This is a genomic window from Fusibacter sp. JL298sf-3, from assembly GCF_053842995.1.
This window is the reverse complement of sequence record NZ_CM132608.1, coordinates 3,187,715-3,203,043: the sequence shown is the minus strand read 5'-3', so window position 1 is coordinate 3,203,043 and position 15,329 is coordinate 3,187,715. Positions and strand designations below refer to the sequence as shown.

At 48.3% G+C, this 15,329-nt stretch carries 11 protein-coding genes; all 11 read right to left on the bottom strand.

Going from position 1 to position 15,329, the window contains the following annotated elements; all coding sequences use genetic code 11:
• Positions 1-56: 56 nt before the first annotated feature.
• Complete coding sequence (gene tmk, locus ACR6HW_RS15280) at positions 57-689, bottom strand: dTMP kinase (RefSeq protein WP_455728572.1); 633 nt, start codon at positions 687-689, stop codon at positions 57-59.
• Between the two features lie 325 nt (positions 690-1,014).
• Entirely contained in the window at positions 1,015-2,766 is a 1,752-nt protein-coding gene (locus tag ACR6HW_RS15275; protein ID WP_455728571.1) for an NADH-dependent [FeFe] hydrogenase, group A6, read from the bottom strand.
• Between the two features lie 41 nt (positions 2,767-2,807).
• The gene (nuoF, locus tag ACR6HW_RS15270; RefSeq protein ID WP_455728570.1) at positions 2,808-4,607 is read right to left on the bottom strand and encodes an NADH-quinone oxidoreductase subunit NuoF; all 1,800 of its coding nucleotides are present in this window, start codon (positions 4,605-4,607) and stop codon (positions 2,808-2,810) included.
• A gap of 28 nt (positions 4,608-4,635) precedes the next feature.
• The gene (locus tag ACR6HW_RS15265; RefSeq protein ID WP_455728569.1) at positions 4,636-5,001 is read right to left on the bottom strand and encodes a (2Fe-2S) ferredoxin domain-containing protein; all 366 of its coding nucleotides are present in this window, start codon (positions 4,999-5,001) and stop codon (positions 4,636-4,638) included.
• Between the two features lie 11 nt (positions 5,002-5,012).
• Positions 5,013-5,498, bottom strand: coding sequence for an NADH-quinone oxidoreductase subunit NuoE family protein (locus ACR6HW_RS15260; protein WP_455728568.1), 486 nt, complete (start codon positions 5,496-5,498; stop codon positions 5,013-5,015).
• Positions 5,499-5,745: 247 nt separating this feature from the next.
• Positions 5,746-7,644 carry an excinuclease ABC subunit UvrC gene (gene uvrC, locus ACR6HW_RS15255; protein WP_455728567.1) on the bottom strand — a complete coding sequence of 633 codons (1,899 nt, stop codon included), beginning with the start codon at positions 7,642-7,644 and terminating at the stop codon, positions 5,746-5,748.
• A 140-nt stretch (positions 7,645-7,784) separates the two neighbouring features.
• The gene (uvrA, locus tag ACR6HW_RS15250) at positions 7,785-10,610 is read right to left on the bottom strand and encodes an excinuclease ABC subunit UvrA (RefSeq protein WP_455728566.1); all 2,826 of its coding nucleotides are present in this window, start codon (positions 10,608-10,610) and stop codon (positions 7,785-7,787) included.
• 7 nt (positions 10,611-10,617) lie between these two features.
• Positions 10,618-12,600 (bottom strand): excinuclease ABC subunit UvrB, encoded by a 1,983-nt coding sequence (gene uvrB / locus ACR6HW_RS15245; RefSeq protein WP_455728565.1) that lies wholly within the window; start codon positions 12,598-12,600, stop codon positions 10,618-10,620.
• A 202-nt stretch (positions 12,601-12,802) separates the two neighbouring features.
• Entirely contained in the window at positions 12,803-12,991 is a 189-nt protein-coding gene (locus tag ACR6HW_RS15240; RefSeq protein WP_455728564.1) for a hypothetical protein, read from the bottom strand.
• A gap of 12 nt (positions 12,992-13,003) precedes the next feature.
• On the bottom strand, positions 13,004-14,188 hold the full coding sequence (locus ACR6HW_RS15235; protein ID WP_455728563.1) for a S41 family peptidase: 1,185 nt from the start codon (positions 14,186-14,188) through the stop codon (positions 13,004-13,006).
• Between the two features lie 9 nt (positions 14,189-14,197).
• Positions 14,198-15,328 (bottom strand): murein hydrolase activator EnvC family protein, encoded by a 1,131-nt coding sequence (locus ACR6HW_RS15230; protein ID WP_455728562.1) that lies wholly within the window; start codon positions 15,326-15,328, stop codon positions 14,198-14,200.
• Position 15,329: the final 1 nt, after the last annotated feature.

The following is a 15,329-nucleotide window of genomic DNA, read 5'->3' as shown; positions in this document are numbered from 1 at the left end:
TGCCCTTAGGACACAAGTTATTTTTTTCACAATCCCTTGACTCCATTATAGCATCTTTACCACAAGACTTCAATTTCTCTTCTAATCTGATCGAATACAGAGGTCAACGCACCGGAAGCATCGATTTTAACCATGCGCTCCGGATACTTCTCTAAAAGCTGTAAGTACCCTTCTCGCACACTTTCGTGAAAAGCGGTAGTCTCCCTATCCAATCGGTTAATCTCTCGATTTGGATCGCTAGAAATGCGTTTTAGGCCCACTTCAGGTTCCACGTCTAGATACAAGGTCAAATCGGGCAAAAACGATTCAATGGCAAACTGATTGATTTGATACACTTCTTCGACGCCGATACCGCGTACAAATCCCTGATACACCAACGACGAATCCACAAATCGGTCGAAGACGACCCACTTGCCTTCTGCGACGGCGGGGAGAACTTTTTCGACTAAGTGTTGTCTGCGCGCTGCCGCAAACAGAAGCGCCTCTGTCTTGGCGTCCATAGATGTGTGCGCACAGTCTAAAATCACCGCTCGAATCTTCTCAGAGATGTCCACGCCCCCCGGTTCTCGGGTGATCATAACGTCGGCGCCCCTCTCTTCCAGAAAAGTCTTTATATAGTGTATAACGGTTGACTTTCCAGACCCTTCACCGCCTTCTATTGAAATAATCTTATTCTTATGTTCTAACAATCGGCTGCCTCCTAAACTCTAAATGTCACCTTCTATTCTACCTTATTTTTTAATTTTTTGAAATGGTTTTTGTCGATACCCCTTAATCAAAACGCGTTGCGCTGACGCCTTCCCGCGTTGAACATTCGCGGGATGGCTTTCGGCGCAACACTTGTCCAACAACATTTGATGCGCTTTCACCGCATCAAAACGCGTTGCGCTGATGCCTTCCCGCGTTGAACATTCGCGAGATGGCTTTCGGCGCAACGCTTGTTGTTTAAAAAACCGCCCTCGATGTCGGGGGCGGTTTAAGGACGACTCAATAAGTTCTAACTATGGTTAAAACTTATTTGTCGATTGGGTATTTTTCACGCTTCACATAGTGCGTGTGAAGCAGTTCATGTGCTTTATGACTGTTCGGCTTGCCCAAGAACTCATCGTAGAGTTTCTTAATTTCAGGGTTCTTGTGCGATTTTCTGATCGACTTAGACGCGTCTTCTGAATAGAGGGCTTTCGCGCGCTCAGAGCGAATGTCGATAACATTTCTTACATTGGCCGGCTGAATTGGCTGCCCGCCACCGTTGACACAGCCCCCTGGACACGCCATCACTTCGATGAAGTGGTAATCAGCTTCGCCCTTCTTGATTTTCTCAAGGAGGATACCCGCATTTGTCGTGTTGTGCGCCACAGCGATTTTAATATCTTGACCGGCGACGTTGATGCTGGCTTCTTTGATGCCGTCGAGGCCGCGGACGGCTGTGTAATCTACCGCTTCCACATCTTGACCAGTCAGAACATCTGCTACCGTACGGATAGCCGCTTCCATAACACCGCCTGTTGCGCCGAAAATAACACCTGCGCCGGAGTAATCGCCCATGAAAGCGTCGAAAGTACCGTCTTCCAACTTATCGAATTCGAGACGCGCTTCTTTAATCATCAGCGCAAGTTCACGCGTTGTGATAGAAACATCTACGTCTCTCAAGCCCTCTACTTCGAGCTCAGGACGTGCGATCTCTGATTTCTTAGACGTACAAGGCATTACCGATACCACGGCGATGTCTTTAGGGTCGATGCCGTGCTTTTCAGCGTAATAACTCTTCGCCAAAGCACCGAACATATTTTGAGGTGATTTACAGCTCGACAAATGCGGCAACAATTCCGGGTATTGGAACTCGATGTAACGCACCCAGCCCGGTGAACACGATGTAATCATCGGCAGCACACCGCCGTTTTGGATGCGGTCTAACAACTCGTAGCCCTCTTCCATAATGGTGACATCCGCCCCCCAGTTGGTGTCGAAAATTCTGTCGAAGCCGAGACGTCTCAACGATGTCGCCAGCTTACCTGTGACATTTGTACCGATTGGGTAACCGAACTCTTCGCCAAGTGCCGCTCTAACAGCAGGAGCCGATTGAACGATAACGTGTTTAGACTTGTCTTCAATAAGGTCCCACACTTTGTCAATAGCCGACTTTTCAGTCAAAGCGCCTACCGGACAAACGACCATACACTGACCGCAGTAAATACAAGGCGTTTCGTTCATGCTCATTTCAAAAGCAGGCCCTACGTTGGTTTCAAAACCTCTATTGGTGAAGTCCAGGATACCGATGCCCTGAACATTTTTACAAGCGCTGACACAACGGCCGCAGAGAATACATTTAGAAGAATCTCTGACGATTGAAGGGGACAAGTTGTCAAAATGCCCTTCTCTCTTGACGCCTTCAAATCCGATGTCGCGGATACCGAGTTCTTCCGAAACCGATTGAAGCTCACAGTTTTTGCTACGCACACAAGTGGTACACTCTCTATTGTGGTTGGCGAGCAGAAGCTCTACCGTATTTTTTCTCGCTTTTCTAACGCGCGTGTTGTTGGTGTTGATTACCATGCCTTCTCTAACAGGGAGAACGCAAGATGCCTGAAGCGCTCTCGCACCTTCTACTTCGACCACACAGACGCGGCAAGCCCCAACTTCGTTGATGTCTTTAAGGAAGCAAAGTGTTGGAATATCAATGCCTACAGATCTCGCCGCTTCCAACACGGTTAAGTTGCTCGGTACGTCGTACTCAGCACCATTTATCGTCAATTTTACATTACTCACGATTTGAACACCTCTTTCTCATTAATCAGTTAAGCATCCGCCTATTGCTTTACGATGACTTTCTTAGGACACTTAGGAATACAAGCGCCACATTTAATACATTTAGATTGGTCGATAACGTGATCTTTCTTCACTTCACCACTGATGGCATCAACCGGACAAACGCGCTTACATGCGGTACAGCCGATACAACCGTCTGTGATAACAATCGACAAGAGGTCTTGACACATGCCCGCAGGACATCTCTTGTCCACAACATGCGCTTCGTACTCTTCTCTAAAGTGTTTCAATGTCGAAAGAACAGGGTTTGGCGCCGTTTGTCCGAGACCGCAAAGCGACGAGTCTTTAATGGCGTATGCCAACTCTTCGAGTTTGTCGAGATCGGCCATAGTGCCGTTACCACTTGTAATGCGCTCTAAGATTTCGAGCATTCTCTTTGTACCTTCTCTACAAGGTACGCACTTACCGCAAGATTCATCTACGGTGAAGTCGAGGAAGAAACGCGCGAAGTCCACCATACAGTTGGTATCGTCGACGACGATCATACCGCCTGAACCCATCATAGAGCCCAATGCTGTCAGCGTATCGAAGTCAATTGGCGTATCGAGGTGTTCTTCTGTTAAACAGCCGCCTGACGGACCGCCCGTTTGAACCGCTTTAAACTTTCTACCATTCGGGATGCCTCCGCCGATGTCGTAGATAACTTCACGGAGTGTCGTACCCATTGGAATTTCAACAAGACCTGTGTTGTTGATCTTACCGCCTAAAGCGAAAACTTTCGTTCCCGGTGACTTTTCAGTACCGAATGACGTGAACCAGTCGGCACCGTTCAATATAATTTGAGGCACGACCGCATAGGTCTCAACGTTGTTGATAACTGTCGGCTTGCCGAAAATACCCTTTTGTGCAGGGAACGGTGGCTTTGGTCTCGGCATACCGCGCTCGCCTTCAATAGAAGCGATTAGCGCCGTCTCTTCGCCGCAGACAAAGGCCCCTGCGCCCAGTCTAATTTCCATATCAAAACAGAAGTCCGTACCGAAGATGTTCTCTCCGAGAAGGCCCATTTCTTTAGCTTGGTCGATGGCGATGCCAAGGCGTTTAACCGCAATCGGATACTCCGCACGGATGTACACATAGCCTTTTTGTGCGCCTACAGCGTAGGCGGCAAGCGCCATAGCTTCGATAATTGCATGTGGGTCGCCCTCGAGAACTGAACGGTCCATAAACGCCCCTGGGTCGCCCTCGTCGGCGTTACAGGCAACGTATTTGATGTCGCCTTCTGACGCTCTGGTAAACGCCCACTTTAAGCCCGTTGGGAAACCGCCGCCGCCACGGCCGCGAAGCCCAGACTTCTTGATTTCTTCGATGACGTCTTCAGGCGACATTTCAGTAAGTGCCTTTCCAAGTGCTTGATAGCCGTCAAAAGCAATGTATTCATCGATGATTTCGGGGTTGATTAAACCGCAGTTTTTAAGCGCCACACGCTTTTGTTTCTTATAAAACGTCACGTTGTTAATAGACGTTTGAATATCCGTTGTCGGCGCTGCCGCCTTGTCTACATATAATAAATCCTTAACAATTCTACCCTTTAAAAGATGCTCTTCCACAATGCGCTCGACGTCTTTTTGCTCGACGCGAGAATAGAACGACCCTTCCGGATAGACGATACAAATAGGGCCGGCTTCACAAAGGCCGAAACATCCCGTTCTAACCACTTTAACTTCTTTGTCCAAATTCTTATCTGCTAAAGCTTTGTTAAACATTTCTTCAAGTGTTAACGAGCCCGAAGAAACACAGCCTGTACCCCCACAGACAAGCACATGCGCTCTATAAAAATCCATTACAATACCTCCTAAAATTGAGTGTTATCTATGCGTTTGCGCCAATTGTATACGCTTCGACGATGTGGCCGTTTACGACGTGCTCCGCCACAATTTGTCTCGCTTTTTCTTCAGTCAATTCAACATATGTCACTTTTTCTTCGCCCTCTTTGTAAATTTCGATGATGGGCTCGAAACGACAAACGCCGATGCAACCGGTTTGCGTAATGGTGACATCTTTTAAGCCGCGCTTTTGCACTTCGTCAATTAATGCAGACATAATCGGTCTCGCTCCCGCCGCGATGCCGCATGTCCCCATACCGACGACGATTCTTACGCCGTCTTTCTGACCTCTGATATCTACCTTTTTGATGGCTTCATCTCTCAATTTCTTTAATTCTTCAATAGACTTCATCGTCGTCCTCCTTAGTTGGCTTCTTTGTATTTATTAACGATACCCGGAATATCATCCAGTGTTAATCTGCCGTAAACATCTTCGTTAACGGTCAATACCGGTGCAAGACCACAAGCGCCGATACATCTGGTCGCCTCTAACGAGAACTTGCCATCTGCCGATGTCTTGCCGACCCCAACGCCAGTCATTTCAGAAATTTTGTCGACGAGTTGCTGCGCGCCACGCACGTAGCATGCCGTTCCGAGGCACACGCCGATGAGGTACTGACCTTTTGGTTCCAGTGTGAATTGTGAATAGAAGGTTACCACGCCATAAATCTCCGCCATAGGCACGTTAAGCTTCTCAGAGATCACCTTTTGAACTTCAATAGGAATAGCACCAAAGATATGTTGGGCTTCATGCAATACAGGCATCAAAGGACCTTGCTTGTCTTTGTTCGCATCGATGACGCGATCAAGCTTTGCAAAATTCTCTTCTGATAGATAATTTTTGGACATTAATAGTTCCTCCTTATACTCCGTAAATCCGATTGAATAAGCTCCCTTATTTCAATCCAATCCCTAGTGTTTAACTAGGTTATAGGGCGATTGTTAAGAAATTAACTCATTTCGAAATAGATTATAACACAGTTCGATTGTTATGTATACACTTAAGTATTTTTTTAATTTAGCTAATTTTTTGTAACATTTAACTCGTGGGCTAAAAAAACAAAAACCCTGCATTTGCAAGGCTCTCGTTTTTAGACTATTCAGTATTTTTCGTTTTTTTACCATAGTATAAAGCTATGGCTTCAGCATTTTTCTTACTGATGCCTTTTACTTCCAAATAAGCGTTATAGTCCGCTGCTTTTATCGCTTCTATCGACTTAAAATGTTTCAATAACGCAATACGTTTTTTATCACCAATACCCTCAATTTCTTCCAATTCCGAATGAATCATTTCTTTTGAGCGCAAGCTCTTGTGGTATTCAATAGCAAATCGGTGGACTTCTTCTTGAATATCGTTGACGAGTCGAAATGCACTGGTGCAGTTTTTGAGCCCCAATTTTTCATTTTCATAAATCAGGTCATCGGTGTTGTGAAAGTCGTCTTTGACCATGCCAGCCACGGGAATGTAAAGTTTCATGGCGTTGAGTACTTGTAGCACCGCGTTAACATGTCCCTTCCCACCGTCGATGAGAATCAAATCGGGAAATGCTGAAAACCCCTTTTTCACCACCCCTGTCTCCTCGGCAATTTTCAGTTCGTCAAGTCCGCGTCTAAAACGTCTGTAGAGCACTTCCTGCATCGAGCCGTAGTCGTTAGGGCCCTCGATGGTCTTAACGCGGTAGCGCCGGTAGTCGCTGCGCTTTTTCTTGCCGTTCTGGTACACCACCATGCTGCCCACTGAGTAGACCCCCGATGTATTGGAGATGTCGTAAGCTTCGATGCGGTTGAGCGGCAAGTTCTCGGGAAAGCTGAGCAACTGGCGGAGCTCTTTTTCCGCATTGGTTCTCAGCGCCTCTTCTTTGTCTAGACGCTCTTTAAACTTCATGATGTACTCTTTGGCGTTTTTTTCCACCAACAAAATGGTCTTGTGTTTTTCACCGCGTTGAGGCACGTTGAGATGCACTTTGTACCCTGCGAGCTTGCTCAGCCAATCGGCGTACAGTGCCATGGTCTCGATTTCAAAGGACAAGTAGATTTCCTTCGGGATTTCGCCGATGCCGGAATAGTACTGGACGAGAAACGACGAGATGATATCAGAAGGCGACTGGTAGTCGGCGTTGGAGACTTCGTAGGAGTCGCGGCCCACTATTTTCCCACTCCTCACTTGAAAAACCATGACGCAAGTACGCGCTTCATATTGGTAGTAGGCGATGTAATCCTGATTTTTGCCGTCCACTTTCAGCGCCTTTTGCTTTTCGTTCAAAGCCTTTAGCGCCTCGATTTGATCTCTGTAGACTGCCGCCTGTTCGAAATCCATTTTCTCGGCACAGACCATCATTTTTTCTGCTAGGCGGTCGGTCAGGCCCTTTTTATTGCCGTTTAAAAAGGCGATGATCTCGTCGATGTACACTTGGTACGCTTCTTGGGTAATCTTGTGATTGCAGACACCTGCACACCTGCCGATATGGTAGTTCAGACACGGCCGTTCGACCTTATCGGTAATCTTTTTGCTACATTCGCGTATGGGAAAGACCGTCTGCATCACTTCAATTGCCGTTCTAACGTGCTCACTGCTCGTATACGGGCCGAAATACTTGTAGGCCTTATTCTCTGTGGAGCGCGTCATCAACAATCTAGGAAAGTTTTCCGACAGCGTCAGCGCTATATACGGGTAACTCTTATCGTCTTTTAACAGGATGTTGAAACGCGGCAAATATTTCTTAATCAAATTGGCTTCGAGAATCAGCGCTTCCATTTCAGAATCGGTCAAAATGTATTCAAAAGACTGAATGTTTACCACCATGGTTTGCACTTTGGGCAAGTGCGAATCAAACCCTCTAAAATAAGAGCTGAGTCGGTTCTTGAGTTTTTTAGACTTGCCCACATAGATGATTTCACCGTCGGCATCCCGCATTAAATAGACGCCGGGTTCCTGGGGCACGGTCTTAAGTTGTTCTTTTATATGCTCTGAAGCAACAAACTTTTTGCCGCTCACATCAACCTCTTTTCTATGGCTACACAATCGGCACCTATGCCATTGTTAAAATCGTCACCAACAACAAGCACATTGCGCTGACACCTTCGCGCACTAAACGGCGCAGAGTTGTGCGCCGTCTTGTGTTCTGTCGTTTGTATTTAGCGCTCGAGTATTTTGGCGAGGAAAGTGCCGGTGTACGACCCTTTGACTTTTGCCACTTTTTCCGGTGTTCCCGTAGCGACAACTGTACCCCCTCTATCGCCGCCGTCGGGACCGAGGTCGACGATGTAGTCCGAAGACTTGATAACATCGAGGTTGTGTTCGATGACAACCACCGTATTGCCCGCGTCTACCAACCGTTGCAACACCTGAATCAAGTTGTGTACATCGGCGGTGTGAAGACCGGTAGTCGGTTCGTCCAGAATATAGAGTGTCTTGCCGGTACTTACCTTACTGAGCTCACTGGCCAGTTTAATACGCTGTGCCTCACCACCGGACAGTTGCGTCGACGGCTGACCCAACCGGATGTAATCGAGACCCACATCGTGAAGCGTCTTCAGTTTTCGGTGTATCTTAGGAATGTTCTCGAAAAACGTCAGTGCCTCTTCTACGGTCATCGCAAGCACTTCTGAAATGCTTTTGCCCTTGTATTTCACTTCGAGGGTTTCCCTGTTGTAGCGCTTGCCTTTACAGACGTCGCACTGAACGTACACATCCGGCAAAAAGTGCATTTCGATTTTAATGATGCCGTCGCCTTTACAGTTTTCACAGCGGCCCCCGTTCACGTTGAAGCTGAAACGCCCTTTCTTGTACCCGCGCATCTTCGCCTCGGGTACTTGCGCAAAGAGGTCTCTTATATGATCGAACACGCCGGTGTACGTCGCCGGATTGGAACGCGGCGTCCGGCCGATTGGCGACTGGTCGATTTCAATGACTTTGTCCACGTGTTCAAGGCCTTCAATATCCTTGTGCTTGCCGGCCTTAACACGGCTCTTATTGAGCTTTTTCGCACAGGATTTGTAGAGAATTTCGTTGATTAACGTGCTCTTGCCCGACCCCGACACACCGGTAACCGAACAGAGAACGCCAAGTGGAAAGCCCACGTCTATTTTCTTGAGGTTGTTCTCCTCAGCACCTAAAATGCGAACGGTTTCGCCGTTGCCTCCACGTCTCTGCTCAGGCACTTCGATTTTCTTTCTACCTGAGAGGTACTGGCCGGTAATAGAGGCTTCAGAAGCCTTTATCGCCTCCACATCGCCTTCGGCGATTATATAGCCCCCATGTTCTCCCGCTCCGGGACCGAGGTCCAATATATAATCCGCTTCTTCTATGGTCTCCTCGTCGTGCTCGACGACGAGCAGGGTATTTCCCATATCCGTTAAGTTACGTAGGGTCTTCAACAGTTTCTGATTGTCTTTCTGATGGAGGCCGATACTCGGCTCGTCTAAAATGTACAAGACGCCTACGAGTCCGGAACCGATTTGCGTCGCCAATCGAATCCGCTGGGACTCCCCACCTGAAAGTGTCGATGCCGCGCGGGACAAGGACAAGTAGTCGAGACCGACGTTCTTTAAGAACGAGAGGCGCGCGACAATTTCCTTGACAATTTGCGCCGCAATGTGCGCCTTCGCCTGTTTGAGCTCCAAAGCCTCAAAGAACCCCAAGGCCTCTTTAACCGACATCGTCGTTATCTCCCAGATGCTCTTGCCGCCGACTTTGACCGCGAGCACTTCGTCTCTCAAACGGCGTCCCTTACAGGTACTACACTCAATCATGCTCATAAACTCATCTATTTTTGAGCGAATGTAGTCGGAGTTCGTAGACGCATATCGCCTTTCATAATTGGGGACAAGGCCTTCAAACGGTCGGTTGAACTCCGCGTACCCCACGTATTTGCTGTCGTAATTAAACGTCACTTTTCGATCGCCGGTACCGTAAAAGATTTCCCGTTTCAAACTTTCAGGCAACGTGTTAAACGGCACCTCAGTCGATGCACCGGCCTCTTCCACAAGCGCATTGATCATATTGACGTAAAACGTTCCTTCGGCACTGCCGGCAATCGGCAACAACGCGCCCTCTGCAATAGACAAGTTGCCGTCGGGAACGAGGCGCTCTGGATCGACTTTCTTGGTGTAGCCCAAACCGTTACAGTCGGGACAAGCCCCGTAGGGGGCATTAAATGAAAACATTCGCGGCTCCATTTCGGAAATGCCTTGGCCGTGTTCTGCACACGAAAACTTCGTGTTGAACACGAGGTCTTCACCATCCACCACTTGGATGACGATAAGCCCATCTGACAGAGCCAGCACCGATTCAATCGAATCCGTTAGCCGCTGTTGAATTGACGCTTTGATAACCAATCGGTCCACCACCACTTCAATGGTGTGCTTCTTGTTTTTCTCCAGTTTAATTTCTTCTGTAACGTCTAAAGTTTCGCCGTTGATACGGGCGCGAATATACCCTTCTTTTTTCAAGCGGTTGAGCAGATTGGTATGTTGGCCCTTTTTCCCGGTGACCATCGGCGCCAGTACCTGAATCTTCGTTCCTTCGTCGAGCTTCATAATCTGATCGACCACTTGGTCTACCGTTTGGGGTTCTATAACCACATCGCATACGGGACAATGTGGCGTTCCCGTTCTCGCGTAGAGCAAGCGCAGGTAGTCGTAAATTTCCGTTACCGTCCCCACCGTAGATCGCGGGTTTCGGCTCGTCGTCTTTTGATCGATGGAAATCGCAGGCGAAAGCCCTTCAATGTACTCGACTTCTGGCTTTTCCATCTGACCGAGAAACTGACGTGCGTAAGACGACAGACTCTCTACGTATCGGCGCTGTCCCTCTGCGTAGATGGTATCAAAAGCCAGCGACGACTTGCCCGAGCCGCTGAGCCCCGTGACCACCACAAACTGATCTCTCGGTATGGTCACATCTATATTTTTCAAATTGTGCTCTTTGGCACCTTTTACATGTATCACATTTTTACTCATACAGACCTCATTTTTTCACTTTCATGGATTTCAGCTCGACAATCATGTCTCGCAGCTGTGCCGCGCGTTCGAACTTGAGCTCTCTAGAGGCTTCAAACATCTCTGCCTCGAGTCCCTCAATGTAGACATCCAGTTCAGGGCGCGTCATCTGTTTGATTTTCTTCGCTTCATACGGCGTCTCTTCTTCTGCCGCAACGGTGGCTTCAATCACTTCGTGGATAGCCTTCACAATGCCCTTCGGCGTAATGCCATGCGCCTGATTGTACGCTTCCTGAAGCGCTCGGCGACGCTCCGTCTCGTCAATGGCGCGCTTCATGGAAGGCGTTATTTTGTCGGCGTACATAATGACGCGGCCTTCGACATTCCGCGCCGCCCGGCCAACCGTTTGAATCATCGCAGTCTCAGAACGCAGGAAGCCCTCTTTGTCCGCGTCCAAAATGGCGACCAGCGACACTTCCGGAAGGTCGAGCCCCTCTCTCAGAAGGTTGATGCCGATGAGTACATCGAAAACGCCTTTTCTAAAGTCCCTGATAATTTCCATACGCTCAATGGTCTTGATTTCCGAGTGCATGTAGCGCACCTTTAAGTCCAATTTCTTAAAGTAATCGGTTAAATCCTCAGACATTTTTTTCGTCAGCGTCGTGACGAGAACGCGTTCATTTTTGTCAATACACTTGATGATTTCAGCGTAGAGATTATCAATCTGTCCCTTAATCGGCCGAACGTCGATTTTGGGGTCGAGTAAGCCCGTCGGCCTGATAATCTGCTCGACGACCTTGTCCGAGTGGTCCATTTCATAAGGCCCCGGCGTGGCACTGACATAGAGCAACTGACCGGCAATCGACTCAAACTCCTCAAAGTTGAGCGGTCGGTTATCCATTGCCGACGGCAACCTGAAACCGTAGTCCACTAGAGACTGTTTTCTGGTGCGGTCGCCACCGTACATGGCACGAATCTGCGGTATGCTCACATGGGATTCGTCGATCACGATCATAAAGTCGTCTGGGAAATAGTCGAGCAGCGTAAATGGGCGACTCCCCGGCGGTCTGCCAGAAAGGACGCGGGAGTAGTTCTCAATGCCCTGACAAAAGCCCATTTCCCGCAGCATTTCTATATCGTATTTCGTCCGTTGCTCAATGCGTTGCGCCTCGATTAGCTTATCGTGATCCTTAAAGTACTGAACCTGTTCCTTCAGCTCACGCTCAATTTCGTCAATGGCGGCGTCCAGTTTATCCGGCGGCGTCACGTAGTGAGAAGCCGGATAGATGGTAAGGTGGTTGCGGTACCCCAGCACTTCGCCTGTCAAAGCGTTGATTTCTCCGATTCTGTCTATTTCGTCGCCAAACAACTCAATCCGATAGGCTTTCTCAAATTCGTAAGCCGGCATAATTTCAATGACGTCGCCCCTCACGCGAAACGTATTCCGCGTAAAGTCGATGTCGTTTCGGTTGTACTGAATATCCACCAGCCTGCGAATAATTTCTTCTCGCGTCTTTTCCATACCGGGACGCACTGTCAACGTCATACTGGAATAGTCAATCGGGTCACCGAGGCCATAGATGCAGGACACTGAAGCGACGATGATGACATCGCGCCTCTCAAAGAGCGACGATGTGGCACTGTGCCTCAGTTTATCGATTTCATCGTTAATCGACGCGTCTTTTTCTATATACGTGTCAGACCGCGCCACATAGGCTTCCGGTTGGTAGTAATCGTAGTAGCTGACAAAGAACTCGACGGCATTATCGGGAAAGAAAGCCTTGAACTCTGAAGCCAGCTGCGCCGCCAAAATTTTATTGTGCGCAATAACCAACGTCGGGCGTTGAACGCGCTCAATGATGTTGGCCACTGTAAAGGTCTTGCCCGACCCCGTTACACCGAGCAATATGTTGTGTTTCCTATCTGCATTTAAGTCTTTTACAATTTCATCTATTGCTTCCGGCTGATCGCCGGTCGGCTTAAAATCCGATACCACTTTAAATCGATTCATCGTCACCTCCAAACATTCGTTCGGTTTTTATTGTAAACTATTTCGCCGTGAGCGTCAACTTTTTGATGGATACACCATTGTTCCCCCTCCTGCTGCCTTCAGCACATGAAAATTATAAAACATTCTATGACATCGGTCTACGCCCCGCTTAACGAAAGAAAGCTAGCGAAAATTCGCTAACTCTCTAAAAAAATCTCTGTTGTTATTTTACCCCCCAGATGGAGACCAAAACAATTAAAGTGACGACAATTACCGCTCCGGTTGCCACTGCAATGACGAGCGGCTTCATATCCGCCGGCATCTCAGTCGCCGACTGTTCTACAATTAGGCGCTCTAAATCCGAGCTTATTGCCTCTGCCTTCTCTTTGTACTTGTTTACATCGATGCCCATGACGCCTCCTTTTTAAGGACGAGTTAAAAGTTCAACAGCCTTGTCGAGTTGTTCGTCGGTTTCAGGGTCTTCGTCTAAAGTGACGGGCACATCGGGGTCGATGCCCTTCTTGTGAATGTAGCTGCCGTCAGGTGTAAAGTACTGAGAAGTCGTCAACTTATACCCTCTGCCGCCGTTGTACGTGTAAATTGTCTGAACGAGTCCCTTGCCGAAACTGGTGTCGCCGACGATAGTCGCCGCATCGTTATCCTTTAGCGCACCAGTGACGATTTCAGAGGCACTTGCCGATCCCTCGTCTATAAGAACCACGAGTTCAAAGTCGTATTTGCCATTTTTGGCCTTGTGTACTTCGTCTTCCCCGTTGCGCCCTTTGGTGGAAACAATAACGGCTTCATCTAAAAACATATCGGCAATCTTTAGCGCTTCGTCTAAATAACCGCCGTGATTCTGTCTCAAGTCAAAAACGACCTTTTTCAGTCCCTGTTTTTCAAACGCATCCAAATGCTTCTTCAAGGCACTTGCCGAGTCTTCGTCAAACAGGGTCAACCGCACGTAGCCAATAGAATCCTCCAACACTTTTGAATACGCCACTTCGGTGCTGATCCACGCGCGCTCCACTGTCATATCGATTTCCTCTTTGCTCTTCGGTCTGAAAATCTTGAGTTCCACGGTGGTGCCGACCTCTCCTTTAATAGCGTCTACCATGTCGTCGATGGTTTCACTGGTATAAGCGGTTCCATCTACACTTAAGATAACGTCTTTCGGCTGAAGGCCGGCGCGGTCAGCCGGCGTGCCCTCTATAGGCGATACGATTTCTACCTGCCCTTTCTCGTTGGGCTGGTAATAGATGCCGATTCCCGGAAACTCGCCGCTGAGTGCCGCCGAGTGCTGCTCGAACTCAGAGGCGTCCATAAACACCGAATAAGGGTCATCCAAGGCCTCAAACAACCCTTTCATCATCCCTTCGGTAAGCGTCGATTCATCGACTTCCAAATAGTAATTTTTCTCGACAAACGCGCTCAGCGATTCAACTTCACTATAGCGATCGATTAGCGTCCTGTACTGGTCGAGTTCAGACTTTTTGACGACAACGCGGTCGCCTGCTTGAATTTGAAAGACCACCATCACGTTTAAAACGGTGCTGACAATTGCCAGTGCAACAACGGCACCTACCATCCATTTGACTTGCTTTTTCAATAGATCACCCTATTTTTTCTTGACAAAATTGAGCGGGTTGACGTAGTTACCATTTTCTCGAACTTCGAAGTGACAGTGATTCCCCGTGGAACCGCCTGTACTGCCGATGCCTGCAATGGTATCGCCTTTTCGCACCGCTTGACCGACTTTTACATAAATGGCACTGTTGTGACCGTACAACGTCGTGTAACCGCCGCCGTGATCGATGATAATTGCCTTACCATAAGTCCCAAACCAATCGGCAAACACCACGGTGCCCGTCTGTGCGGCGACAACAGGGGTGCCCTTACTTGCCGGTATGTCGATACCGGTGTGCTTGCTGTAGACTTTTGTAATCGGGTGAATCCGCTCGCCAAATGGCGACGAAATATTGTAATGCCCCGGTACCGGCCACATCATCTCACCGCCGATATACGTTTCTGAAAGCTCTAAATTCTTAATAATCGCAGTCAACTGGTCCGCTTCTTTTAAAAGCTGAGATTCAAATTCCGCCAATGCGGCCTCGTCCTCTTTAAGATCCTCTTTGTAAGCGACCAGTGTCTGTAAAGAGCTGTTGAGCTGTTTTTGTTTGCTAACTTTTTCCTTAAAAAGCACGAGCAAGTTGTCCTTCGTCGCCTCGAGCTCCTTTTTTCTCGTCGCAATATCGTCGCGCGCCTCCTTCAGTTCAACCAAAAGGTTTTGGTCGTGAATAAGCACTTTTTGAATCATATCCACACGGGAGAGCAAGTCGTTAAAATCTTCAGAGCCGAACAGCACTTCGAGATAGCCGATGCTACCGGTTTTGTACATGACCCTTAGGCGGTCTTCCAACAAATCGTTTTTATCCACAATAGCGATTTCCGAAGCTTTAAGTGCCGCTTCCTTTTCGACAATGGCGTTCTCTGTCACGTCGATTTGACCGTTTAAAGCGTTCATTTCGCTCTCAAGTGTTCGTATGTTGTGGTTGACATTGCTTATTTTCTGATTGGTCTCCGATTGAAGCGCCTTGTTGGCGTCAATAGAGGCATCGAGGTTGTTCATTTGTTGTTTGAGTTCTTCCAACTCGCGTTCGCGTCGTTTAAGCTCGTCGTTGGCGTAAGCCGCCGACAAGCTCACAACGAGGACAAGCGCTAAAATTGCCGTCAATAAGCGTTTTCCCATG